At 48.0% G+C, this 22,468-nt stretch carries 24 protein-coding genes; 2 read left to right on the plus strand and 22 right to left on the minus strand.

The features are described 5' to 3' along the window. Positions 1 to 173 precede the first annotated feature (173 nt). From BLQ79_RS04650 to BLQ79_RS04755, 21 genes are all read right to left on the minus strand, one after another. Positions 174 to 593, minus strand: coding sequence for a F0F1 ATP synthase subunit epsilon (locus BLQ79_RS04650; protein ID WP_091364365.1), 420 nt, complete (start codon positions 591 to 593; stop codon positions 174 to 176). Positions 594 to 596: 3 nt separating this feature from the next. Next, positions 597 to 2,030, minus strand: a complete 1,434-nt coding sequence (atpD, locus tag BLQ79_RS04655) for a F0F1 ATP synthase subunit beta (RefSeq protein WP_091364367.1) — start codon at positions 2,028 to 2,030, stop codon at positions 597 to 599. A 32-nt stretch (positions 2,031 to 2,062) separates the two neighbouring features. Then, positions 2,063 to 2,950 carry an ATP synthase F1 subunit gamma gene (gene atpG, locus BLQ79_RS04660; RefSeq protein WP_091364370.1) on the minus strand — a complete coding sequence of 296 codons (888 nt, stop codon included), beginning with the start codon at positions 2,948 to 2,950 and terminating at the stop codon, positions 2,063 to 2,065. A 5-nt stretch (positions 2,951 to 2,955) separates the two neighbouring features. After that, positions 2,956 to 4,488, minus strand: coding sequence for a F0F1 ATP synthase subunit alpha (gene atpA, locus BLQ79_RS04665; RefSeq protein ID WP_091364372.1), 1,533 nt, complete (start codon positions 4,486 to 4,488; stop codon positions 2,956 to 2,958). Positions 4,489 to 4,503: 15 nt separating this feature from the next. Beyond that, the gene (locus BLQ79_RS04670) at positions 4,504 to 5,049 is read right to left on the minus strand and encodes a F0F1 ATP synthase subunit delta (protein WP_200779828.1); all 546 of its coding nucleotides are present in this window, start codon (positions 5,047 to 5,049) and stop codon (positions 4,504 to 4,506) included. A gap of 2 nt (positions 5,050 to 5,051) precedes the next feature. Continuing rightward, positions 5,052 to 5,546 carry a F0F1 ATP synthase subunit B gene (gene atpF, locus BLQ79_RS04675; RefSeq protein WP_091364376.1) on the minus strand — a complete coding sequence of 165 codons (495 nt, stop codon included), beginning with the start codon at positions 5,544 to 5,546 and terminating at the stop codon, positions 5,052 to 5,054. Between the two features lie 40 nt (positions 5,547 to 5,586). Next, the gene (atpE, locus tag BLQ79_RS04680) at positions 5,587 to 5,838 is read right to left on the minus strand and encodes an ATP synthase F0 subunit C (protein ID WP_091364378.1); all 252 of its coding nucleotides are present in this window, start codon (positions 5,836 to 5,838) and stop codon (positions 5,587 to 5,589) included. A gap of 138 nt (positions 5,839 to 5,976) precedes the next feature. Continuing rightward, a complete protein-coding gene (atpB, locus tag BLQ79_RS04685; RefSeq protein ID WP_091364381.1) occupies positions 5,977 to 6,639 on the minus strand; it encodes a F0F1 ATP synthase subunit A in 663 nt (220 codons plus the stop codon). A 42-nt stretch (positions 6,640 to 6,681) separates the two neighbouring features. Next, positions 6,682 to 7,062: a hypothetical protein gene (locus BLQ79_RS04690; protein ID WP_091364384.1), complete on the minus strand. Its 381-nt coding sequence runs from the start codon at positions 7,060 to 7,062 to the stop codon at positions 6,682 to 6,684. Positions 7,063 to 7,067: 5 nt separating this feature from the next. Continuing rightward, positions 7,068 to 7,292 carry an AtpZ/AtpI family protein gene (locus BLQ79_RS04695; protein ID WP_091364386.1) on the minus strand — a complete coding sequence of 75 codons (225 nt, stop codon included), beginning with the start codon at positions 7,290 to 7,292 and terminating at the stop codon, positions 7,068 to 7,070. Between the two features lie 92 nt (positions 7,293 to 7,384). Further along, on the minus strand, positions 7,385 to 8,530 hold the full coding sequence (wecB, locus tag BLQ79_RS04700; protein ID WP_200779831.1) for a non-hydrolyzing UDP-N-acetylglucosamine 2-epimerase: 1,146 nt from the start codon (positions 8,528 to 8,530) through the stop codon (positions 7,385 to 7,387). 17 nt (positions 8,531 to 8,547) lie between these two features. Then, complete coding sequence (locus BLQ79_RS04705; RefSeq protein ID WP_091364390.1) at positions 8,548 to 9,618, minus strand: glycosyltransferase family 4 protein; 1,071 nt, start codon at positions 9,616 to 9,618, stop codon at positions 8,548 to 8,550. A gap of 187 nt (positions 9,619 to 9,805) precedes the next feature. Further along, positions 9,806 to 10,318 carry a flavin reductase gene (locus BLQ79_RS04710; RefSeq protein WP_091364392.1) on the minus strand — a complete coding sequence of 171 codons (513 nt, stop codon included), beginning with the start codon at positions 10,316 to 10,318 and terminating at the stop codon, positions 9,806 to 9,808. 75 nt (positions 10,319 to 10,393) lie between these two features. Beyond that, positions 10,394 to 11,596, minus strand: coding sequence for an ATP-binding protein (locus BLQ79_RS04715; protein ID WP_091364394.1), 1,203 nt, complete (start codon positions 11,594 to 11,596; stop codon positions 10,394 to 10,396). A 4-nt stretch (positions 11,597 to 11,600) separates the two neighbouring features. Beyond that, positions 11,601 to 12,233 (minus strand): YigZ family protein, encoded by a 633-nt coding sequence (locus BLQ79_RS04720; protein WP_091364396.1) that lies wholly within the window; start codon positions 12,231 to 12,233, stop codon positions 11,601 to 11,603. Between the two features lie 310 nt (positions 12,234 to 12,543). Then, positions 12,544 to 13,359: an energy transducer TonB gene (locus tag BLQ79_RS04730; RefSeq protein WP_091364401.1), complete on the minus strand. Its 816-nt coding sequence runs from the start codon at positions 13,357 to 13,359 to the stop codon at positions 12,544 to 12,546. After that, entirely contained in the window at positions 13,356 to 13,769 is a 414-nt protein-coding gene (locus tag BLQ79_RS04735; protein ID WP_200779829.1) for an ExbD/TolR family protein, read from the minus strand. Before BLQ79_RS04735 ends, BLQ79_RS04730 begins: the two co-directional genes overlap by 4 nt. Continuing rightward, a complete protein-coding gene (locus BLQ79_RS04740; protein WP_091364403.1) occupies positions 13,766 to 14,386 on the minus strand; it encodes a MotA/TolQ/ExbB proton channel family protein in 621 nt (206 codons plus the stop codon). Before BLQ79_RS04740 ends, BLQ79_RS04735 begins: the two co-directional genes overlap by 4 nt. Before the next feature lie 19 nt (positions 14,387 to 14,405). Continuing rightward, a complete protein-coding gene (locus BLQ79_RS04745) occupies positions 14,406 to 16,505 on the minus strand; it encodes a TonB-dependent receptor (RefSeq protein WP_091364405.1) in 2,100 nt (699 codons plus the stop codon). A gap of 173 nt (positions 16,506 to 16,678) precedes the next feature. Further along, the gene (locus BLQ79_RS04750; protein WP_091364407.1) at positions 16,679 to 17,176 is read right to left on the minus strand and encodes a pyridoxamine 5'-phosphate oxidase family protein; all 498 of its coding nucleotides are present in this window, start codon (positions 17,174 to 17,176) and stop codon (positions 16,679 to 16,681) included. Between the two features lie 37 nt (positions 17,177 to 17,213). Continuing rightward, positions 17,214 to 17,921 carry a B3/B4 domain-containing protein gene (locus tag BLQ79_RS04755; protein WP_091364410.1) on the minus strand — a complete coding sequence of 236 codons (708 nt, stop codon included), beginning with the start codon at positions 17,919 to 17,921 and terminating at the stop codon, positions 17,214 to 17,216. Positions 17,922 to 18,059: 138 nt separating this feature from the next. Here BLQ79_RS04755 and pdxR point away from each other — a divergent pair, with 138 nt between their 5' ends. Beyond that, entirely contained in the window at positions 18,060 to 19,460 is a 1,401-nt protein-coding gene (gene pdxR, locus BLQ79_RS04760; protein ID WP_091364412.1) for a MocR-like pyridoxine biosynthesis transcription factor PdxR, read from the plus strand. Positions 19,461 to 19,667: 207 nt separating this feature from the next. Here the strand turns inward: pdxR and BLQ79_RS04765 are convergent, their stop codons facing one another. Further along, positions 19,668 to 20,726, minus strand: a complete 1,059-nt coding sequence (locus BLQ79_RS04765; RefSeq protein ID WP_159427843.1) for an ADP-ribosylglycohydrolase family protein — start codon at positions 20,724 to 20,726, stop codon at positions 19,668 to 19,670. Between the two features lie 1,036 nt (positions 20,727 to 21,762). Here BLQ79_RS04765 and BLQ79_RS04770 point away from each other — a divergent pair. After that, positions 21,763 to 22,383, plus strand: a complete 621-nt coding sequence (locus tag BLQ79_RS04770; RefSeq protein ID WP_091364416.1) for a pyridoxamine 5'-phosphate oxidase family protein — start codon at positions 21,763 to 21,765, stop codon at positions 22,381 to 22,383. Positions 22,384 to 22,468 lie beyond the last annotated feature (85 nt).

Consider the following 22,468-nt stretch of genomic DNA (forward strand, 5'->3'; position numbering starts at 1 on the left):
TCCGAATATGTCGCTATATGGCTTATCTTGCCCATTATGTATACATACCAACCAATCGGGAAAACGGTAAATATATAACAAAAGATGTAACCTTTATACAATATATCAGATTTTCAGCGCACAAAAAAAGAGGGTATGAAAATGAATTCTCATTTTCATACCACTCTGTTTTATTACAGTGACTTAGTTACTCTCAGACGAAGGAGTGCACGGTTCAAAGCCAGCTGCGCACGGTCGGTATCAATATCCGCAGATTTTGATGCCAGACGTTCTTCAGCACGCTTTTTTGCGGCCTGAGCACGAGCTACATCGATGTCTTCAGCCATTTCAACCTGTGGTGACACAATATTCACACGGTCATCGTTGATTTCAAGAAAACCATTAAATACTGCAATCTGCTTTTCCTTGCCGTCCTTTTTAACACGGACCGGAGCAATGGTAAGAGCAGCTACCAGAGGAAGGTGGCCTTTCATAACAGCAAATTCACCATCAATTGCACGGGCAACAACCATTTCCACGCCGTCAGCTGTATATACAGCGCCGTCAGGGCTCATGATTTCCACATGCATTGGAGATGTCAGGGTGTCAGCCATAGCTTATTCCCCTTTCTTCATCTTTTCAGCCTTTTCGATTGCTTCATCAATGGTTCCTACCATGTAGAAGGCACCTTCCGGAAGGTCATCATGCTGGCCTGCAAGGATTTCCTTGAAGCCACGGATGGTTTCCTTCAGCGGAACGTAACGTCCTGGGGAGCCAGTAAACTGTTCAGCTACGAAGAATGGCTGAGACAGGAATCTCTGAATCTTTCTGGCACGGGCAACAATAACCTTGTCTTCGTCAGAAAGTTCTTCCATACCCAGAATGGCGATGATATCCTGCAGTTCCTTATAGCGCTGCAGAATAGCCTGAACGCCGCGGGCTACTTCATAGTGTTCCTTGCCGAGGATGTTCGGGTCAAGAATACGGCTGGTGGAATCCAGTGGATCTACTGCCGGGTAAATGCCCAGTTCGGCGATGGAACGGTTAAGTACTGTTGTGGAATCCAGGTGGGAGAATACGCCTGCCGGAGCCGGGTCGGTCAGATCGTCGGCTGGTACATATACAGCCTGTACGGATGTGATAGAACCGTTCTTGGTAGAAGTGATTCGTTCCTGAAGTTCACCGATATCGGTAGCCAGGGTTGGCTGGTAACCTACTGCAGATGGCATACGGCCGAGCAGAGCGGATACTTCAGAACCTGCCTGAACGAAACGGAAAATGTTATCAATGAAAAGCAGCACGTCCTGGTTTTCCTTATCACGGAAATATTCGGACATGGTCAGACCGGTAAGAGCTACACGCATACGTGCTCCCGGTGGTTCGTTCATCTGGCCGTAAACGAGTGCAGCCTTGGAAAGAACGCCGGATTCTCTCATTTCGCCCCAAAGGTCGTTACCTTCACGGGTACGTTCGCCTACGCCGCAGAATACGGAGCAGCCAGAGTGTTCTGTTGCTACGTTGTGAATCAGTTCCTGAATAAGAACTGTCTTACCAACGCCTGCACCACCGAACAGACCTACCTTACCGCCCTTAGCGTATGGAGCAATCAGGTCAACGACCTTGATACCGGTTTCGAAAATTTCAGCGGCCGGGGACTGGTCCTTGAAGGCCGGTGCCGGACGATGAATCGGCCAGTAGTCCTTAGCTTCAACCTTTGCCGGGTCGTTATCTACTGTCTGGCCGAGGACGTTGAAAATACGTCCGAGGCAGCCGTCGCCAACCGGAACCGCAATAGCGCGGCCAGTGTCGACAGCCTTCATTCCACGTACCATGCCATCGGTGGAAGACATAGCTACTGTACGTACTACGCCGTCGCCGAGGTGCTGCATGGTTTCGCAGATGACATCTACAGGAACGCTGCCGTTGTCATCTTTGACGTGAATCGCGTTATAAATTGCAGGAAGATTATCGTCGTTGTCAAATGCAATATCAACTACCGCACCGATGACCTGGACGACCTTACCTACCTGCGCTTCCTGTTCATTTGCCATGAAGAAGCATTCCTCCTTAAAAATCAGGGTACTTATTCAAGCGCATTTGCACCGCCGACAATTTCGGAAATTTCGTTGGTAATCTGAGCCTGACGTGCCTTGTTGTAAGTCAGGTTCAGGTCTGCGATTCTTTCCGTTGCGTTGTCGGTTGCAGCCGTCATAGCTGCCATTCGGCTTCCCAGTTCGGAAGCGGCAGACTGAAGCATGCTGCTGTAAATCTGTACCTGTACATATTCAGGAAGCAGTCTGGTGAGAACGGTATTGGCATCTGGGAGGAAAATGAATTCTTCCGGTTCAGCCTGTACACCATTGTCAGCTGCATCCTGGGAAGCAGTATCGCCAGCATCTGCTACGATTGGGAGCAGACGAGTCATAGTAACCTGCTGACGAAGTGCTGTAAAGAACTTAGTATAAATGACATAGACCTCATCGACTTCACCACTGATGAATTCGTCAATCATTTCCTTGGCGAGTTCAAGAGCATCCTGAGCCTGAGGCTTGTCAGAAAAACCGAAATGATAAGAATCTTCCTGGATTCCACGGAACTTCAGATAATTGTGAGACTGCTTGCCACACAGATAAAGTTTGTAGGAATCGCGGTCCTTATCGGAGATCTCTGCCACAATTTTCTTCATCACGTTAGAGTTATATGCACCGGCAAGGCCCTTATCTGCGGAAATAACGAGATATCCGACCTTCTTTACTTCGCCAGCACGCAGAAGCGGGCTGTCAAATCCGGTAACATTAGCGGATGCCCGGCGCAAGAGCTCTCCTACCTTATCGGCATATGGGCGTGCGCCAGCTGCCTTTTCTTCTGCCTTACGCAGACGGGCAGCAGCGACCATCTTCATTGCCTTCGTGATCTGCTGGATGTTGGTGACAGATTTAATGCGCCCTTTTATATCACGCGTACTCTCCATTCAGATCACCCCTGTACGTTTTCAGACTTTGCTGCCTTGTAGCGAGCCTTGAATTCTTCAATAGCCGCACGCAGCTGTGCATCGATATCATCGGTCAGCTTCTTCTTTTCCAGAATAGCCTTGCCGATTTCCGGATGGGAATTACGCAGGAAAGCAATAAGCTGATCTTCGAAAGGTACAACTTCTTCTACTGCGATGTCATCCAGGTAGCCCTTAACGGCGGTGAAGATGGCTTCAATCTGTTCTTCAACCGGGAATGGGCTGTACTGTGGCTGCTTCAGAACTTCGGTCGTTCTTTCACCACGGTCAATCTGTGCCTTGGTTGCTGGATCGAGATCGGAACCAAACTGAGCAAATGCTGCCAGTTCGCGATACTGAGCCAGTTCCAGACGCAGCGTACCTGCTACCTGCTTCATGGCCTTGATCTGTGCGGAACCGCCTACACGGGATACGGACAGACCAACGTTGATTGCCGGACGAATACCGGAATAGAACAGGTTGGTTTCCAGATAAATCTGACCGTCGGTAATGGAAATTACGTTGGTTGGAATATATGCACCTACGTCGCCTGCCAGGGTTTCGATGATTGGCAGTGCGGTGATGGAACCGCCGCCGAGTTCGTCAGAGAGACGGGCAGCACGTTCCAGCAGACGGGAGTGCAGATAGAATACGTCGCCCGGGTAAGCTTCACGTCCCGGTGGGCGGCGGAGCAGCAGGGACATTGCACGGTATGCTACCGCATGCTTGGACAGATCATCATAAATGATGAGGACGTCCTTGCCCTGATGCATGAAGTATTCCGCAATGGATACACCAGAGTATGGTGCCAGATACTGCATTGGGGAACCTTCAGAAGCGCCGGCATGAACGATGATGGAATAATCCATAGCGCCTGCCTGCTTCAGTCTTTCATATACGCGGACTACGTTAGAGTTCTTCTGTCCGATGGAGACATAAATACAGATAACGTTTAAGCCCTTCTGGTTCAAAATGGTATCGATGGCAATAGCTGTCTTACCGGTACCACGGTCACCGATGATTAATTCACGCTGACCACGTCCGATTGGAACCATTGCGTCGATAGCCTTAAGACCTGTCTGCAGCGGAACATTAACTGGCTGTCTGTCAGCAATGCCCGGTGCCTTAATTTCAATGTCGCGATAGGTATCAGTCTTGATATCGCCCTTGCCGTCAATCGGCTGACCAAGGGAGTTAACAACACGGCCCAGAACTGCGTCGCCTACAGGAACCTGCATCAAGCGGCCTGTTCTCTTAACTGTGTCGCCTTCCTTAATTGTTTCTGCCTGACCAAGAAGAACTGCACCTACGTTGCTTTCTTCCAGGTTAAGCGCCATACCATAGACTCCGTGTGGCAATTCAAGCAATTCACCGGCCATGCAGTTTTCAAGGCCATAAATGTGAGCAATGCCATCGCCGACTTCGAGTACTGTACCTACTTCATCGACATTGAGGTCTACTTTGTAGTTTTCAATCTGTTTCTTAATGACAGATGTGATTTCATCTGAACTGATCTTCATATCCTATAAGTCACCTCAACCTCTTTGCATCATTTTCGCTTTCAGCGTGCTAAGCTGACGGGCTACAGAACCATCGATAAGACGGTCCCCTACCTTTACGGTAAAGCCACCGAGCAGCGCTGAATCCACTTCCTGCCGCATGATAATCTTCTTCCCGGTAATTTCTTCCAGCTTTGCACGGAGTGCATCGGCCTGTTTACCGGTAAGAGGAGCCGCACTGGTAACCAGAGCTTCCTCCACACCCAGCCCTTCATGGGCAAGGGATGTGTAGACATCAATCATGGATTCAAGGATAGATGCTCTATCCTTGTCGATTACGACGTAGCAGAACTGCAGCACAATCGGCTGTACCTTATCTGCGAATATTTTCTTAATTGTATCTTTCTTAATTTCCTTGGACAGGAGCGGATGGCTCAGCAGCTTTTTAAGGTCTGCATTTTCACTGATTGCAGAAGCGATCAGTTTGAGATCCTTTTCCGTCTGTTCCAGGGTATGCTGTTCTACAGCAATTTCATAGATAGCTCGTCCATACTTTTTTGCAAGGATTACGGTCTTATCCATGATTATTTACCTGCTTTTTGAGCATCCAGCTTAGCGATGCTCTCATTGATTAACCGGTCATTGATGTCCGGTGTCATATTGGTGCTGATAATCTTCGCTGCGATATCACAGGAAATAGCGGCGAACTGGGACTTAAGATCATCAAGAGCATCCTTGCGTTCTCTCTCGATTTGCTTAGTAGCAGCTTCCTTTTCCTTTTCAATAGCTTCATGCGCAGCCTGAATCTGGGCCTGAGCCTGTACTTCAGCTTCCTTTACCGCTTTGCTGACAATTTCATTAGCCTTAACCTGTGCTTCGCTCAGCTGAGCTTCATAGGATTCCTTCAGCTTAGCTGCATCATCACGGGATTTAGCGGCAGAATCCAGGTCATTCTTAATGCGGTTTGCACGTTCATCAAGAATCTTGATAATCGGCTTGTAGCAGTAATGACCGAGAATAGCGCAAAGAATAATAAAGTTGAGGATCTGAATCAGCAGTGTACCATTAAGTTCTACCAATTAGCTCTCCTCCTTAGGCTAAAAATTATTAAACTCAGAATTAGCCGAGGAATGGGTTAGCGAATACCAGTACAATTGCGATAACGATAGCGATAATCGGAATAGATTCGACCATACCGATACCAACCAGCATGTTGGTGAACAGCTGGCCTGCCATTTCTGGCTGACGGGTGGTGCCATCGATAGCTGCCTTAGCTACCTTGGAGTCGTTGAATGCTGCTGCGATGGAAGCGATTGCTGCGATGATAGCAGATGCAATGAGAGAGTACTGAATAACGATTGTCTGATCCATGATTTAAATTCCTCCTGAGAATTCAATAAATAATTTCCGGTCTTACCGGTACGATTCCGTTTGGTGGGACGGTGCCCAGTGATTCCGTTTGAATGGACGGTGCCATGCTGTTTTGGACGGAAACAGCTCCCTTCGTCCTTATACGCTTTCCTTCATGTATACAGAAACGAGCGTAGTAAAGATATAGGCCTGGATTACACCAACGAATAAGCTGAACGCAATCCATACGATAGGTACCAGCCACGGTGCCAAATTGTTAAGAACTTCCAGCAGAATTTCGCCGGCCAGAATATTACCAAATAGACGCATTGCCAAAGTAATTGGCTTGCTGATTTCTTCGATAAGATTCAGGAATACAAATGGGGCGATTGGTTGAAAGAAGTGTTTAATCCAATGACCGAAGCCCTTGTTCTTAATGTAGTAGAAATGAATAAGCAGGGATGAAGCTATCGCGAGTCCCAATGTCGTATTCAAATCATTAGTCGGAGATGCTGTCAGATGTTCTGTCGGCAGAAGACCGATCTGGTTGGCTGTCAGGATAAACATGAACAGTGTAAGCAGAACGGTAGATACCTTGCGGTAATTCTTACCCACATTCGCACGGAACTGGCCGAATAAAAATTCAAATACCATTTCCACCACATTCTGAACTCCCGATGGAACCATTGCACGGCCCCGGGTTGCAGCGAACACGATTAAGAAAACTATAAGAGCACTAAGCCATGTAGTAAAAATCGTATCCCAGTTTACAGACATTCCAAACAACATTGAAACAACGTGTGTACCTGTGTGAAGATGCATAGTCTCACCCCCTCTCCCTTACTCTGGCAATACAAGAAACCACTATTCCTTAATTAATTTGACTACTCTGTCCACAAGGGTCATAAGCGTCAAAGTAAGTAAGCCAACGAGATATCCAAAAATGTTAAGCGGCGTAAATACCACAGCTACACAGGTAAGGATTTGCAGCACCAGACGGCACATGGCAAACAGAGACAGTCTCTGGCTGATGAAAACCGGGTCCTTCTCCTGCCTTTCCCACTGCTGTTCTTTAGCCAAAAGAAAAGAGAGAAAAAGAATCTGAAATAATCCGCCTGCCACTACTCCAGCGCCTACCTGCCAGTTCCAGTACATAGTACCGGCCATGGCAAATATCCCTGCTGCAATGGCAGTCTGTCTGATCATACGTCTGGCAAATCTGGCAAATGTCTGATCATATTTCATGAAACTTATCTCTCCAACATTTTTCGAATTACTGACCAAAGTCCTGCTGCACCACCCATAACTGACATAATCATCAGTCCATAAGGGGAACAGCCTGCATACTCATCAATCTTGAGCCCACAATACACACCTACGCCTATACAGGTCAGTAGTGTCATCCCTGCTCCGGATGCTACCGCAATCCGATGAAGAGGATTAAAATCGTCGGGCTTCTTTTCCGTCCCTTTCATTTTATCCGTCTCCTGCCTGAGAATCTACCACTTTTTGTATACACGTTAAAAGACGTGTTAAAACATACAGACATATTGTAACATAAAGTCTGCTATCTTGCTATAAAAACAGAAGGTTTCTTTTCAGAAATTCCATAAAAATACAAAATAGCCTGTACAATGCGTTCCGACGTATGTCCGTCACCATATGGATTTATGGATTCAGCCATTTCCTTATATGCCTTTTCATCGGTAAGCAGCTTATACGCTGTATTATACACCTTATCTTCATCGGTTCCTACCAGTTTCACTGTCCCGGAGGCTACCGCTTCCGGACGTTCTGTCGTATCACGGAGAACCAGGACCGGCTTACCAAGACTCGGAGCCTCTTCCTGAATTCCGCCGGAATCGGTAAGGATGATGGCAGAACGGGCCATCAGGTTTGTGAATGGTTCGTATTCCATGGGGTCTACCAGATGAATACCCGGGACGCCATCAAGTACTTCCTTCACTGCCTGTCGTACAAGCGGATTTCTGTGAACCGGGAATACTACTTCCGTATCCGGTACCGTTTCTACCAGCCGGCGAAGGGCCCGATATACATTGCGCATTGGTTCACCCAGGTTTTCACGGCGGTGCGTGGTTACCAGGATGATGCGTTTATGTTCTTCAATGTCCTGAAGTTCTTTATCTTCAAACACATAATCCTTCTTCACCGTAGCCAGCAGGGCATCAATAACCGAATTGCCTACTGTGAAAATATGATCATCCTTCTGATTTTCCTTCAGCAGATTCTGTCTTGCTGTTTCGGTAGGAGCAAAGTGAAGGGTTGTCAACACGGAAGTCAGACGACGGTTAGCTTCTTCCGGGAACGGGGAGTACATGTTTCCGGTTCGGAGCCCTGCTTCCACATGACCTACATCAATCTGCTGATAGAACGCAGCCAGTGTGGCAGAGAATGTGGTTGTCGTATCTCCGTGGACAAGTACCAGATCTGGCTTTTCCTTTTCCAGCACTTCCTTGAGTCCCAGCAATACACGATCCGTAATATCATACAGGGACTGTCCCTGCTTCATAATATCCAGATCATAATCCACCGGAAGCTGGAATAAATCCACCACCTGATCCAGCATTTCTCTGTGCTGCGCAGTAAGACATACCTTTGTTTCAATTTCCGGATGCTTCAGTAATTCTCTGACTACCGGAGCCATCTTGATCGCTTCGGGACGGGTCCCGAAAATTGCCATAACTTTCACAATATCCACCTTCCGTTGTGTTATTTATCCACATGGCCATTCAGCCCATGTTCTTCTTTTGGATTGGCCGTTGCCATATTTTCCTTAAGCACTCCCAGTTTCTTTGCCCAGAGGAGGAATACCGCCAGGGCAACCCCCACAATAGCTATTCCTACATATGGCTTGAGGTGAATTACCAGAAGGGCTACGCAGGAGAAAAATGCTGTCAGTGCATACATCACCAGCACCACATGTTTCTGATCCAGTCCCTGTGCCAGCAGACGATGATGCAGATGACTTTTATCCGGTGCAAAAATTGGAATACCGCTCAGTTTTCTTCGGACAATAGCCATAAGCGTATCCATAATCGGCACCGTAAGGGCAATAAGGGGAACAAACAGCACGGCGGCCGCCGCTGTCTTCATAGCCCCCAGTACGGACACCACAGCAATGATATATCCGAGAAACATAGATCCTGTGTCCCCCATGAAAATCTTTGCCGGGTTGAAATTGTACTGAAGAAATGCCAGGGCACTTCCCGCCATGGCCACCATACATGCTGCCGATTCCCACTGTCCCATCTGAAAGGCCAGCATGGCGATGGCTACCGAAGCAATGGCCGCCACCCCGGCCGCCAGACCATCCAGTCCATCAATAAGATTTACCGTATTGATAAACCCGATAATCCAGAAAATGGTAAGTGGAATAGAAATCAATGCCGGCAGATAGATAAGTCCCGCCATGGGAAGAACCAGCCAGTCAATATGGATTCCAAACCCGATAACCACAATCGCTGCAGAAAAAATCTGTCCCAGCAGTTTCACCTTGGCAGGAAGGGAATATACATCATCCACCACCCCTACAAGAACCAGCACAGTGGCCCCAAGCATAATCCCCACCATTTCAAAGGAAATGCCGACAGTACACAGTATAGATACCATAAAGCCGGCATAAATAGCCAGGCCGCCCAGTCTCGGTATGAGCCCATGATGTACCTTGCGGGCATTTGGTTTATCAACGGCGCCTATTTTCAGCGCAAATCGTTTAACTGCCGGTGTCAGCAGAAAGGTTACGACCAGTGCCGTCAAAAACGTGTACGCATACGCGAACAACGGACCACCTCCTAAAAAAGACAATACCTTACGCTCATTGTATCACACAAGACCAGCAAAGGAAACGAGGGGAAAGGGGGGACAGTAAAAGACAGGAATGACGAGAAGATTTTCCTGTCATTCCTGTCTTTTACTGTCTCGAGCCGAAAGCTTGCGGTCCATGAGCTCTGTTCATGATTATCTTTCTTTATTTCTTTTTATACACAGTGAGGATTTCGCCGATGAACAGATTATGGTCGTTGCCTTCATCTTTGCCGCTGTACCATTCTTCGTAAATAACATCATCCTTGAAATCCCGTCTGTCCATGCGGGCATTATAGAGCTTTCTCATGACAAACACATATTCCGCTTCCTGAATGCCCACCGCCGGCCCAAAGGATATGGGATGCAGATCGGTCTTTGCGTATTTATTCCCATCCCGGCCAGAATGGGAACCCAGGTATCCCATTTCCGATTTATAGGTTTCCGGAAGAATGGATAGTGTGAAATATTCATCTTTATTCATGAAGTCCAGAGTATAGCGGCTGTTTCTCACGTAGACTGTCGCTGCCGGACGTCCCCACATGATACCCATTCCGCCCCACGAAACGATCATGGAATTACAATCATCAGGATCGCCTGCCGTGAGCACCATCCAGTTTTTTATCATGTTGAAAATATTTACATTCAGCTTTTCCGGTTTTACTTCAATAAAAGCCATAATAAGCCCTCCTCTGCCACTTTTTCTTTCATTATATCATGCATTTTTCATATCCTGATCTGCCAGAAAAAGGTTTTATCCCACTTTATTTTCCATCCAGAGAGACAGGTTGTCCACCAGGATATCCGGATCGGCTTCTCCCAGAACTTCCCCAGGCACCGTATCCAACGTGAGAATCCGCTTTTTATATTGCCTGGACAGATTCTGCAATACCCGGATTTTCTTTTCTGCCTCTTCTCCTTTCAGATGAGGAATGTACTGCCATGCCGTCTCCACATCCTGGCTCCTGGTGATGAAATCCACCAATCCATAAGGAGTCTTCCCGGCGGAGATACCGGCAAACCGGCGGCACAGTTCTATGGCTGCTGCAAGCCGCCCCTGCACGTCCCTGGATGTATCCGGTACATAAAGAGATCCAATGTGTGGGTCAGCAAAGTAGAAAAAGCACGCCTTTTCTGCTGTCGGTACGGTGCGCCCCAGGTCATCCGCCACCTGGATAAATGGTGCCATGACAAGTAAACCGCTGCCTTCCAGTGCTCCCAGATAAGCATAGACACTCTTTTTCAGAAGCGGTCTGCCGGCGCGCCCCAGCGCAACCGCCATCTGATGCAGTGACACCGGCTCCCCGGCGTGGGATGCAATATAATTCACCACCCGGTCAAGCATGGATGCCCGAAGGGCCGGATGTTCCAACAGCACCTGTTCCATAAGGGCCGTATTGACCATTCCCTTCAGCTGTTCCATCCCGACGGCTTTCCGACTGCGGTCAATTCCCGGATATGTACTTTCTGTCAGATATTCAGCAAACCGCTCGTCATTCGCCTTTCTTCCGGACAGATACTCCCGGTAGGACAGAGGAAATACAAACAGCGGCTGTATGCGTCCTGGCAGCAGTTTTTTTAGCGCCGGCGTAAGCACACTCCGCCCGGATCCGGACAGGTAAATGTCCACATGACGATGCAGAAACAGCCGGTCAATCACCTTTTCAAAATGAGGAAGTTTTTCCACCTCATCCAGAATAAGCAGGGTTTCTTCCTGTCCTTCCATACGGGAAATAATTCCTTCGTATACCGTCTGCGCATCTCTGGGAACCGCAGGATCATCAAAGGTAATGACCAGAATTCTGGATTCAGGGAATCCCCGGCGAACCATACGAAAGGCAAAATCCGCCAGAATGGTTGTCTTCCCGCACCCCCTGGGCCCATAGAGGACTTTCACATAAGGAGAACCCCTGTGGTGAAGCAGTTTTTTTATATAGTCGTATCTTCGATAATGCATGCTATCACTTTCTTATGGGGACATATTCTTCCCCAATCTTCTCAATCTGTGCCTTTCCCGCTGTCATATCTGTAAATACACGGGCATGCTCCTCTGCCTTTTCCGGAAGGCAGAGAAAGGATATTTTCACCTTGTCACTGAATGCCCGGTCCAGCACCCGTATATCTGTACCTTCTACATAATGCTCAAAACTCCCCACCGCGGAATAAGGAATCGTGAGCTCCATGCGATTATGGGGCGTATACCTGGCCAGAGGCGCAGCCTTTACCGTATCCGCCAGGCTGCCAGCATAAGCACGGGCCAGCCCGCCTGCCCCCAGCTTGATACCGCCAAAATACCGGGTTACAATGCCCAGCACATTGGTGAGCTCATTTCCCTGAAGCACATGAAGCATAGGATGCCCTGCCGTACCGGAAGGCTCTCCGCCATCGCTTGACTTCTCAGCTATCTGCGTCGTTCCCAGCCGGTATGCATAACAATGATGGGTGGCATCCTTAAACTCCTTCTTAATCGCTGCCAGTGCCGATTCCACATCATCCGTCGTATGTACAGGAATAATATCTGCAATGAAAAGTGATTTCTTTATTTCCGTCTGTGTACGGCATGACGCCACAGGTGAAGAGTAGGGAGTAAGCATAAAATCCTCAATTCTGAATAAAATAAGTAAATGATATATTTTTATTATAGACCATTTGTTCGGTAATAGGAAGACGGAATGGAGATAAGAGATCTGAGAATCGAGAGGAATCGCAAACATGGTAAAGAATTCCCCTCCGACACAAAAACCAGTCAGGTTTTCTTCAGATATATGACACCGGCAAGTTTTCCTTTCGCTCAACTTTTAGCTTTTTACAGGAAAACTTTCCGCATCCTCCCTCTTACCTTCCACCTCTAACCTATCTTTTCTGCACCGACCATGAGCCTTTGGCTCATCCATCTCATCCCTTTCAGGGAATGAAATGGATTGTCTTTTTAAAATGCATCTTTATATTTTTTCCGTTGTAGTATATGGGCGCAAATTTCATCTGCCTGCAGGCCCGGAGAGCTTCTTCCCTGAATCCCAGGTTGGGAGCGGAGCTGAGAACCTTTACCGATTCTACCTTTCCTGAAAGCCCTACAAGGATATCTGCCGTAACGGCTATCGGTTTATCGTATCCCATGTCCCTGGCTTCATCCGGATACTCGGCTCTGGCATCTCTTAATATCCTGTAAGAAATCCCTTCAGAAGACATAGCGGTATAAGAACCATCTCCATTCTTCCGGAAATTGCTCCCCATACCGCCGGAAGAACCACCATGACCGCCGCCTCTGTCTGAAGCCGGTCCTTCCTGCCCACCAGCTCCTCCATGCCCACCACTTCCCATATGACCTGCAGAAGGAGAAGCTACCGTCCTGCCAATGGCAGATGAACCTGAGGCCCCGGCCTCTCCGGATACAGGATGCTCCGGCAACGCCTTTTCTGCCTCCCCCCTCCAGGAAGTGCTGTCTGCAGGCGATGCCTTGCCTGCAGACTCCGTCACGGCTGCCCCCGCGTTCTGCCCCATATCCCTGAAATGGCTTCCTGCGCCGACAGTATCCCCGGTCTTGCCAGAGGCGGCTCCTTTCTCTGAGCCGGAATCTCCCAGCACAGCCACCTCTACCACTCCGGGCGGCAGCTGTTCCTCATGCTCCAGGAGCAACCATCCTCCCAGAGCTGCCGCCACGAGATGAATACCTATAGCTGCCCCCAGAGCAGCTATCTGCCGTCTTCTTTCCCCTCTCATGGTTTTTCTCCTGACGCCAGGCCAAACCGGGTAACCCCTGCCCCCTTCAATGCATCCAGCAAACTCATCACCCGGTCATAGCTGACATCCTTATCTGCTCGGATAACCACGGAAAAGGATGCATTTTCAGCCGATTTCCGTGCAGCAGCTTGCACAAGGGCTTCCTGGGAAATTTCTCTGTCGTTAAGAAACAGTTTTCCATCCCGGGTAAGAGTTACCATAAAAGGCGTGCCCGAAGTTCTCACAGAGTGAGCTGCCGCTGGAAGCCGTACCGGCATAGTGTGTACATTTTCCATGTACATTGTGCCTGCGATGAATGTAACCAGAAGAAGAAAAATCAGGTCGATCATCGGACTCAGCAGAATATAGGGCTCCTTATGATCCTGATGAAAACGTCTTCTCTGCCTCATGCTGCATCCCTGCCTCTGTTCCACGCAGCAATGGCCAGTTCCGCTGCCTGGTTGATATCATTTTCTGCCTGCTGCGCCCGTCCATTGAGCCAAGCGTAAAGGCACATGCCGGCGATGGCGATAATGAGTCCGAACACCGTAGTAATAAGGGCTTCTGCCAGCCCTGCCGTAATTCCCACCGTGTTTCCCAGATTTTCGCCCATAGCACCAAACGCCCCCATCATACCGGTCACTGTCCCCAGAAGACCCAACATAGGGGACAATCCGATTATGAGAGACAGAAAATTCAGATGCGCATACAGAGAGCGTATGAACCGGTCCGCCTGGGCATACACCACAGTTTCCACCATATCCTTATCTGCCAATTCCGCTTCAGGAAGTGAACGGGTCACCTCGGCTGCAAACCCTGACGTCTTGCCGGCCAGACTGGCCGCTTCCTCTCCCCTGCCCTGGTTCAGCAGTGCTGTATATTTTTCCAGGAAAGCTGACGGTGAAATGACTTTCCGATAATACATAGCCCTTTCCAGTGCTATGGAAATAGACAGAACGGAACACAACAGAAGAGGCCACATGCAAGGACCTCCCTTAATAAACCAGGTCAGTACAGATGAAAACATAATCTACTCCTTATCCTGCTCAAAAGGTATACTTAACCCCCACATAGCAGGTTCTTTCAAATCCTGGAAGCAGAGTCTGATACGGTCCTGCCCCATTGCCATATTCATAATAATCCTTGTTAAACAGATTGGTGATACCGCCATATACCGTAAGCTGCTGCCCGGCCTTAAGGTTTACCGAAATATCGACCAGCCCATAGGAATGCATGAGCCCGTCATCCGCCTTGTCCGCATCGGACAGATAATTGATATATTTGCCGAAGAATGTCCATCCCAGCCCCATGGACCAGCGGTCATCGAAGTCATAATCCGCATGAAGGGCAATCTTGTGCTTCGGTACCTTGGTGAGCCCTGCACGGGTATAGTCGATAGAATCAGCCGGGTATTCTTCCAGAAAATCTCGTCCTTCACTGTTCCATTTGCTGTGACCGAGAAGCCAGGTATAGGATTCAGAAAGTTTTAGTTTGCCAAGCTGCTGGCGAAGAGAGAATTCAGCCCCCCGTCTACGTGTGGACAGCAGATTGAGCGTATAGGCAGGATACAGCCCCGCCCCTGTATAATATCGGTTCATCTGATTCCCTGTATAGGATTCAAACAGGGTGATGCCCACAATAGATGCACCAATCTTATCCCGCCATCCCAGTTCATACAGATCATAGGTCTCATCCTCTGCAGAGGTAGGGATGTAGCTGCGCACACCATTCACCTTGATTGCGTCCTTTACCTGAATGGCATCCGGACCGGTGTAACCTCGTTCATACCGGACATAGACACGGCCTGTGTCATTGTAGTGGTAAGCTGCCGATAGTTCCCCTGCAGTATCCCAGCGATGAGACGTATCATCTCCAGATACATTATTTCCCACATCAAAGAATGACCAGTCAGTCTTTTCCCTTCTGAGCCCCTGAGTGAATGTATACTTTCCCCATTTCACGGTATTGAGCACATATAGAGCCGCTGTTTTCCTGTCATAATTGAAATGGTACATCGTACCTGTACGCACCGAGCCTATATAATCAAGATTCTGCTCCTGCTTAATCCAATCGGCTCCGATAAGAAGATGGGAATCCTGCCCATAAGTGTGATCCGCCCGGACATGCATCCCACGGGTCTTTCTTTCCGTGGTCTGATCGTCATCATAGGCATTATTAATAAAATGCCCCTTATCGGCGAAAATATCTGTGGTAAGAGTCCAGTTCCTGCCCATATCCTTTTCATAGGACGCCTGATACGTATCCAGCGCCGTGTCCGTCTTATCATAACCAGACCGAGTTCCCCAGATGTATTTCCCGTTCTCATAGCCGGCAATATACCGCTTAGGCGTGGGCACATAATCTCGCCCATATTCCTTCAGATTCTGGTTAGTCACATTGGACAGGTACTGTCCGTCTTCCTCCAGATGGCTGGCACGAAACGTAATATGCTGTGTCGGATCAATATCCCAGCGGAATCCACCATATCCATATTTAGTATTTCTCCAGGTATTATCAAACTGCAGATCCTGCTCCAGCCGGGTATATCCGGCCTGGATGGACAGCTGGTCATTTACCGGCTGGCTGAGAGCCACCCCGGCACGGTAACCATCGCTGTTCCATTCAGAAAATACGGAATTCGCCTTCTGGTTTCCAGCCTTTTTCTGTGTGGTCACATTAATAACCCCGCCGGATGCACCGGATCCATACAGGACAGAGCCGCCCCCGGGAATAATTTCAATCTTTTCTACATTTTCTACAGGGACCACATCATAATGGAGACTCCAGGGATGGGAACTCATATTATTCAGCGGTACGCCATCTACCATGAATACCAGATTACGGTCCGCCTCATCGCCACCCTGGCCGCGGATATCGATTTTTCCATACCCGGCAGCCCCTGTGTTGATGCTGGTCTGAGCATTCAGCACATCAGACAGCGTGCGATACCCTTTTCCTTCCATATCCTTCCTGGTAATCACAATGACCTGCTTTGTATCTTTCAACTGGCTGACCTCATCATGATCCGCTTTCACATAGCTGTCAGAAAGCGTGATGCTCTCCGGTGCAGCCCCCTGCACAACACCAGCCTGTCCAACCGCCAGTGCCATCACTGCCAGAAGAGCGCCTTTTCGTTTCCCTTTCATTGTGTTCTCCTTCGCCTGCTCACAGGCTCCTGTACGTTATAACACGACCTTCCGGTCCGATTATTTTACATGTAACATTTTTATCATACCACGATTGCGAAAAATTCTTTATCTTATTCGTCGAAAATATAAAAAGACCACAATGGACCGAATCTCCATTATGGTCTCCATTCTTACTGTTTCTGTTTATACAGATATCCGGACTTGCACTTAAACTCTTCCACTTCAATCTTAGCCACGCCCAGCGACTCAACCATTGCAGGAGTAAAAGAGAAATCCCGGTCTGCCTGCACCTTCATCAGGTTAGTCATAATGCGGCATTTTTCTTCATTATCTTCCACTACCGACATACGGCCGCTTCCGATGATACTGCCATAGGCATTGCTGAAATTGCAGGGAACTTCACCGCCGTCCACCAGCTGAAATCCGGTATCTATTTCAAACCCTACATGAGGATTCTTCTGTATAAGATCCCATTTCCGTCCGCTTCTGGCTCCGTGGGTAAAAAAGGTAAGTTTCCCATCTTCATAAGTGTACCCATAATTGGTAGGTACCACATATACCCCATCACCATCCTGAATTCCTATGTGGATGATTTTGCACGCTTCCAGTACTTCACGAATAATCTTTTCATCGGTAATAAATCTGCGGTTAGCAAATGGTGTAGCCATATTACTCCTTCTTTCTCCCGGCTATTCCATCCGGGAATTAATCAATAACAACTTCCTTATGATCCCTGTCCAGGAAAGCCGCTTCTGCTGTCCCTCCCAGTTCTCCAACAACCATGTCCTTCAGGGCATTGATAGCTTCAGTAAGAATTTCCCTTCTTTCCGGATCCACGCACTCAATACAGAGAAATACATTAGAAGCCTCTTCGGTCAGCATAGTGCGCACCGATTCTCTCCAGTTCCAACAGCGGCATATGGCACCCGCATCATCCTTATATACCACTTCCCCTTCTTTAGGTGGTTCACTTTCATTACTGCCCAGGGTAATAAAAGGTTCTGTCCCATCAGCCAGTGTCAGCCGGATATTTCCTTCAAACTTATCTATATCCTCGCCTCCCACAGGAAGGGCATAAGAAAGAGAAATCGAATTGTAAATATCTACCAGCGGATTAATGGTCCCGATATGTTTCCCCTGATAAACTCTCTTCAGCAGTGCTTCTATGGATGCTCTGACCCCTTTTTTCTTTTTAAACCGGGTAAAAGCATCTCTCCACACCGCGATGACCGGATTCGAAGCAAAATCATCCTGAGTAAGCCATGACAGTCCCTTCTGTTCTGCTTCTTCCAGAAGCGGCTGATATCGATTTTCATCCTTTATATGATTATCTATCCCATGCACGGTAATAATACCGATAGAAGCCTCCGGGAAAATATCCCAGAAAGAATCCTCAATAATAAATTTTTTCATATCGGGTCTCCTTTTCGTAGCCAACAGTTCTCTTTTTTTATATAATACCAGTAAACCGGAACCATAAAAAGTTCCACTTACTATGTTTTTTATAGTACCAGTTTGTATGGCTACCCATGTTGTAAAAGGAGACCCCTCATGATTACCCTTGACCGTTCATCCCCTCTCAGTCTGTATGAACAGCTGTACAGAGAACTGAAAAAAGCCATTATCTCAGGAGAGCTGCCACCGGGAAAGCAACTCCCCTCTACTCGTGCACTGGCCCTTCAGTATGATATTTCCAGAAACACTGTGAATACGGCCTACAGCCAGTTATTGGTGGAAGGCTTTATTACCAGCCGTCCCGGTTCCGGATTCTATGTGGAAAAAATTCCTCTTCCTGTCACACTGAACCAGACCACGCCTTCTGCCATACCGGAAGCACAAGGTCCTTCATGCACCTATGATTTTTCTTATGGGAGTCTGGATATCAATATCTATCGAAACAGAGCCTTTCGACAGGCCATGTCACGAGCCTGGAACAACATGGAAAAGAGGAACAGTATCCCTTATGAACCTGCCGCAGGAAGCCTTCATCTCCGGGAAGCCATCACCCACATGCTCCATAGCTCCCGCGGCGTTGTAGCCACTCCAGATCAGATAATTCTCACATCCGGACATTATTACTCTCTGTTTCTCCTCACCGCCTTCTTCTCTTCTTCCCATTACTCCCTTATTCTGGAAGACCCCGGGTACCCGGCAGTATGGGATATATTTCAGAAGGAAAATTTTTCTATCCACGCCATCCCTGCCGGAAAGACCGGGATTGACACGGCCCCTCTGCACCAGTATACAAATGCCCTTCTTTATATCACTCCTTCCCATCAGTATCCCCTGGGCTCTATCCTGCCTATAAAAAAGCGTATGGAAATTCTCAACTGGGCCGTTCAAACCAACAGTTACATTATCGAAAACGACTATGACAGTGAACTTCACTACCGCGATATGCCCATACCTTCCCTGCAATCCATCGATTCCAATCACCGGGTTATCTACCTGGGAACCTTTTCCAAAAGTATCTCCCCTGACATTCGTGCCTCATATCTCGTTATGCCTGAAAATTTCCCTCTTCACCTGAAAGAACGCTTCCCCCGCATTTCCGCCTCTCTGCCTCAGCTCATGGAAGAAACGCTGGCGTACTATCTGGAATCCGATGCCTGGGAAAAGCATCTGAATATCATCCGCAACCATTTCCGGAAAAAACATGATGCCATTATTGCCTTTCTGAAAAAACATTTTGGTGAGAAGATAACCATCCATGGCATCGGAGGCGGCGTTCACTTCGTCCTGGAACTAAAATCCTGCCTGTCCACCGAACAGATGATAGCCATCCTTAACACAGAATCCGTGCAGGTCTATAATCCCGCTATGTTCTGGTCACATCCGGAGCAGGCTCCAAAACACATGCTCCTCATGGGATACGGCGGAATTCCGGAAGATGAACTGCCTGACCACCTGGAAGCACTTAGAAAAGGACTAAATAAGATTTTTGATAGATGAGCTGTAAGAAGAAATCAGGCAATACAGACTATAAAGACAGGTACGATGGTAGAGGTTTGAGATTAGAGAAAAATCTGCAAACATGGTAGCTATGAACATTAAGATGAGCAGAGCTCATCGACAGAAAAAAAGGAAACTTCTGAATTTCCCTTTTCAGGAAAGTTCAGAAGTTTCCTTTTACCTTTGATTTATTATGGTTTCTGTCTTTTATACTTCTCTTTTTTCTTCTGTTACAAACAGCATATCGGCCATCTGTCTGGCAATGTCTCCGCCTTCTACATCGTCTGTCCAGTAAGCTGGGAGGAAGCTGTCTCCAAAGCGGACGCCTTCCAGCGCTCCGGTAAGGGCTGCTGTGACTGTGCTTCGTCCATCGTGGTTGGCTGCTACGACTATAGCTTCAAATGGATCATCTACGGCATTGATGCAGTACACAGCAATAGCCAGTGCTTCCGCAGCTGTATCCCCTGTGCCCAGGGAACGAATGCTGTCCAGATGATCCCAGGCCCCCCCTTTACCTGCCGGGTGTTTGTTGGCCTGTTCTATCGCTGCGGTAAGAAGCAATGTCACTTCATCTCCGCCTTTAGCGGTTGCCAGCATTCTTGCCACCTTAGCCAGAGATTTTGGCAGAGACAGTCCAGATGCCAGATAGGCTGTCAGAGAAGCTACAGCACCGCCTGCCAGATACGCAGTAGGTTCCGAATGGGTAAGCGCTGAATTAGCCACCCCTTCCATAAAAGCCTGCTCCGGTTCTTTGGCAAACAGCAATCCGGTCGGCACATTTCGAGTAAGCACCGCACTGCCCTTGCTTTCGTTAACGGTGACTTTAATAGTCCCCTTTTTTTCATTGGACAGCGCATTCAAAACGCCCTGTTCCGGCATTCTGCGTTCATGCATAAAGCGTTCGCGAACCAGGCATACCTTCTTCTCATGAGGCTGACGCCGGGTCCATGTCTTCTGTCCGCGCTTTGGCTCTTCCCCGGTCTGGCTATAGTACCAGCGCATCAGACCGCGATACACCCCGTCACGAGGTGTCAGTTTCTTCGCATCGCCCCAGAGCAACCCATCAATTGCTGCAAGCATCATCTGCGAATTATCCGAAATGAGAGCTTTGGCATTCTTATCCTTCGGCTTTACCATGGTCCGAAGTCCAAAAGGGCCATAATGTCTGATAATCTTACCCGTATTCAGTGTAACCAGCGGATACCCGAGAGCATCACCACAAACCTCTCCCAGCATGGCTCCGCGGAATTTTTCTATATTTGCCATCTTCTCTCCTCTCTTCTTGCCTGCCCTATCCGTCTGCTCCAGGACAGATAAAAGCAGTTTATAAAAACCGGAGTACTCATGCATTGCTAACCCGTATCAACATGAGTATAACTTCCGGTCAAACCATGAAACGCCCCAGCGTTCAAACCAACCACTTATATGTTTTTGGATATTGTTCCATATATAGTATAACATAATTAGATGACAAGTGCATGGGACGAGCCGGTGGCTCATGGTCGGTACAGGCCATAGGCCCGCCAGTCGGCAAATCCCTACAGGATTCAGGTCGGTGCCTTAACATCAGAAGGGCGGGACGGTGCAATTCCTGTAAAATGGCAAGGGATGGATTCTGGGAATAGCCTCCTTGGTAAAAATCGAAGAGCAACATAGCCCGTCATTCCTTCTGATTCACATAGTGGACTCTACTTTCCACCATCCGCTTGGGGTCGGATGGATTCGAGACAACGGATTGTCTCGAATGCCTGCAAATCCTTGATATCTTAATATATGGCAGGCGGGCGTGGCAACAATATCTTGTTGCCACGGGATACAAGTCTTCTATCTAAGAAATTCTTTGAATTTCCATAAAAATGGTATCCAGGTCCGTATTAAAGCCTGATAAAGGTAAGAACGCAGATTTCTGACTAAAACAAACCTGGAGATTGGACATTGTGCACTATATTTGGATATAGCCTTCCAGAGAGGGAAACATGCGGCAGTCTACCCTTCAATACAGCTTTCGGATGCTTTCCATTTGGTGAAGCTTTTGCATTCTTTCCTTTCTTTACATATGCAACCCCAATAGACCTTGTTGCGGTCTATTTTATCCTTTGTTTAGTCTGATAGGACTTCCAACAGGCGTCCGGTTGAAATCTATTGGTCTGATTTGTCTGTCTCATACAATGACCGCTGTACTTTGTACGCGGAGGTTCTGAAACCATATCGTGTGACGCCATCCAAAACGGAATACCGGCCGAAAGTGTGTTATACTGGATAAATAAAGGCAAATGCATTCTTTATTCCTAAGGAGGCCCCCATGAACAGACCTATGAGACGTAAAGACCGGCTGGTTTCTGATTTCGATGAAATGGTATCTATTGCTTCCCGAGCCCGCCAGATTATTATCGGCATGGTAGATGATGGACAGCCATATCTGGTTCCGCTGGATTTTGGCTACAAGGTCCATGATGGTATCTTATCTTTCTATTGCCATTCCGCTTCTCAGGGAAGAAAAATTGATCTGATGAAAAAAAATCCTCATATCTCTTTTGTTCTGCCACACTCTTTCCGCATTGGCCTGGGCAATGTACCGGTTATGTGGACTAACGCTTTTGAAAGCGTTATGGGTGAGGCCGATGTGGTATTCCTGGAAGATTTTGATGAAAAGCTGGAAGCTACTCAGTTGCTCATGGACCGCTACGATATGGGCAAGATTCCAGAATCCGTATACCGCACGCTGAATCACATGGAATGCTACCGTATGGATGTAACGTCCATGACCGGTAAGAGCAATCTCACCCGGCAGCAGCGGGATAACTGGGGCTTCGTGGAATCCCTCCAGCGTAAAATCAATGATCCTACCGTTCTTCTTTCCACCATCCGAAAAGATCTGGAAGCTCTGGGCAATCCAGATTCCGAAGAACCGGAATCCAAATAATCCCTCTATTTTCCCCTTATCAGGAAAATAGATCCCTCCGCTAAAGCCAAACCCCGGACAGTGTTTCTGTTGTCCGGGGTTCTTT

It is taken from the genome of Dialister histaminiformans, assembly GCF_900103425.1.
In the GTDB taxonomy this organism is placed as follows: Bacteria; Bacillota; Negativicutes; order Veillonellales; family Dialisteraceae; genus Allisonella; species Allisonella histaminiformans.

Bases quoted from the DNA above. Each gene is read 5' to 3' on its own strand.
- BLQ79_RS04650 (WP_091364365.1), bottom strand. From the start codon at position 593: ATGGCTGACACCCTGACATCTCCAATGCATGTGGAAATCATGAGCCCT.
- atpD (WP_091364367.1), bottom strand. From the start codon at position 2,030: ATGGCAAATGAACAGGAAGCGCAGGTAGGTAAGGTCGTCCAGGTCATC.
- atpG (WP_091364370.1), bottom strand. From the start codon at position 2,950: ATGGAGAGTACGCGTGATATAAAAGGGCGCATTAAATCTGTCACCAAC.
- atpA (WP_091364372.1), bottom strand. From the start codon at position 4,488: ATGAAGATCAGTTCAGATGAAATCACATCTGTCATTAAGAAACAGATT.
- BLQ79_RS04670 (WP_200779828.1), bottom strand. From the start codon at position 5,049: ATGGATAAGACCGTAATCCTTGCAAAAAAGTATGGACGAGCTATCTAT.
- atpE (WP_091364378.1), bottom strand. From the start codon at position 5,838: ATGGATCAGACAATCGTTATTCAGTACTCTCTCATTGCATCTGCTATC.
- atpB (WP_091364381.1), bottom strand. From the start codon at position 6,639: ATGCATCTTCACACAGGTACACACGTTGTTTCAATGTTGTTTGGAATG.
- BLQ79_RS04690 (WP_091364384.1), bottom strand. From the start codon at position 7,062: ATGAAATATGATCAGACATTTGCCAGATTTGCCAGACGTATGATCAGA.
- BLQ79_RS04695 (WP_091364386.1), bottom strand. From the start codon at position 7,292: ATGAAAGGGACGGAAAAGAAGCCCGACGATTTTAATCCTCTTCATCGG.
- BLQ79_RS04710 (WP_091364392.1), bottom strand. From the start codon at position 10,318: ATGGCTTTTATTGAAGTAAAACCGGAAAAGCTGAATGTAAATATTTTC.
- BLQ79_RS04715 (WP_091364394.1), bottom strand. From the start codon at position 11,596: ATGCATTATCGAAGATACGACTATATAAAAAAACTGCTTCACCACAGG.
- BLQ79_RS04720 (WP_091364396.1), bottom strand. From the start codon at position 12,233: ATGCTTACTCCCTACTCTTCACCTGTGGCGTCATGCCGTACACAGACG.
- BLQ79_RS04730 (WP_091364401.1), bottom strand. From the start codon at position 13,359: ATGAGAGGGGAAAGAAGACGGCAGATAGCTGCTCTGGGGGCAGCTATA.
- BLQ79_RS04735 (WP_200779829.1), bottom strand. From the start codon at position 13,769: ATGAGGCAGAGAAGACGTTTTCATCAGGATCATAAGGAGCCCTATATT.
- BLQ79_RS04740 (WP_091364403.1), bottom strand. From the start codon at position 14,386: ATGTTTTCATCTGTACTGACCTGGTTTATTAAGGGAGGTCCTTGCATG.
- BLQ79_RS04745 (WP_091364405.1), bottom strand. From the start codon at position 16,505: ATGAAAGGGAAACGAAAAGGCGCTCTTCTGGCAGTGATGGCACTGGCG.
- BLQ79_RS04750 (WP_091364407.1), bottom strand. From the start codon at position 17,176: ATGGCTACACCATTTGCTAACCGCAGATTTATTACCGATGAAAAGATT.
- BLQ79_RS04755 (WP_091364410.1), bottom strand. From the start codon at position 17,921: ATGAAAAAATTTATTATTGAGGATTCTTTCTGGGATATTTTCCCGGAG.
- pdxR (WP_091364412.1), top strand. From the start codon at position 18,060: ATGATTACCCTTGACCGTTCATCCCCTCTCAGTCTGTATGAACAGCTG.
- BLQ79_RS04765 (WP_159427843.1), bottom strand. From the start codon at position 20,726: ATGGCAAATATAGAAAAATTCCGCGGAGCCATGCTGGGAGAGGTTTGT.
- BLQ79_RS04770 (WP_091364416.1), top strand. From the start codon at position 21,763: ATGAACAGACCTATGAGACGTAAAGACCGGCTGGTTTCTGATTTCGAT.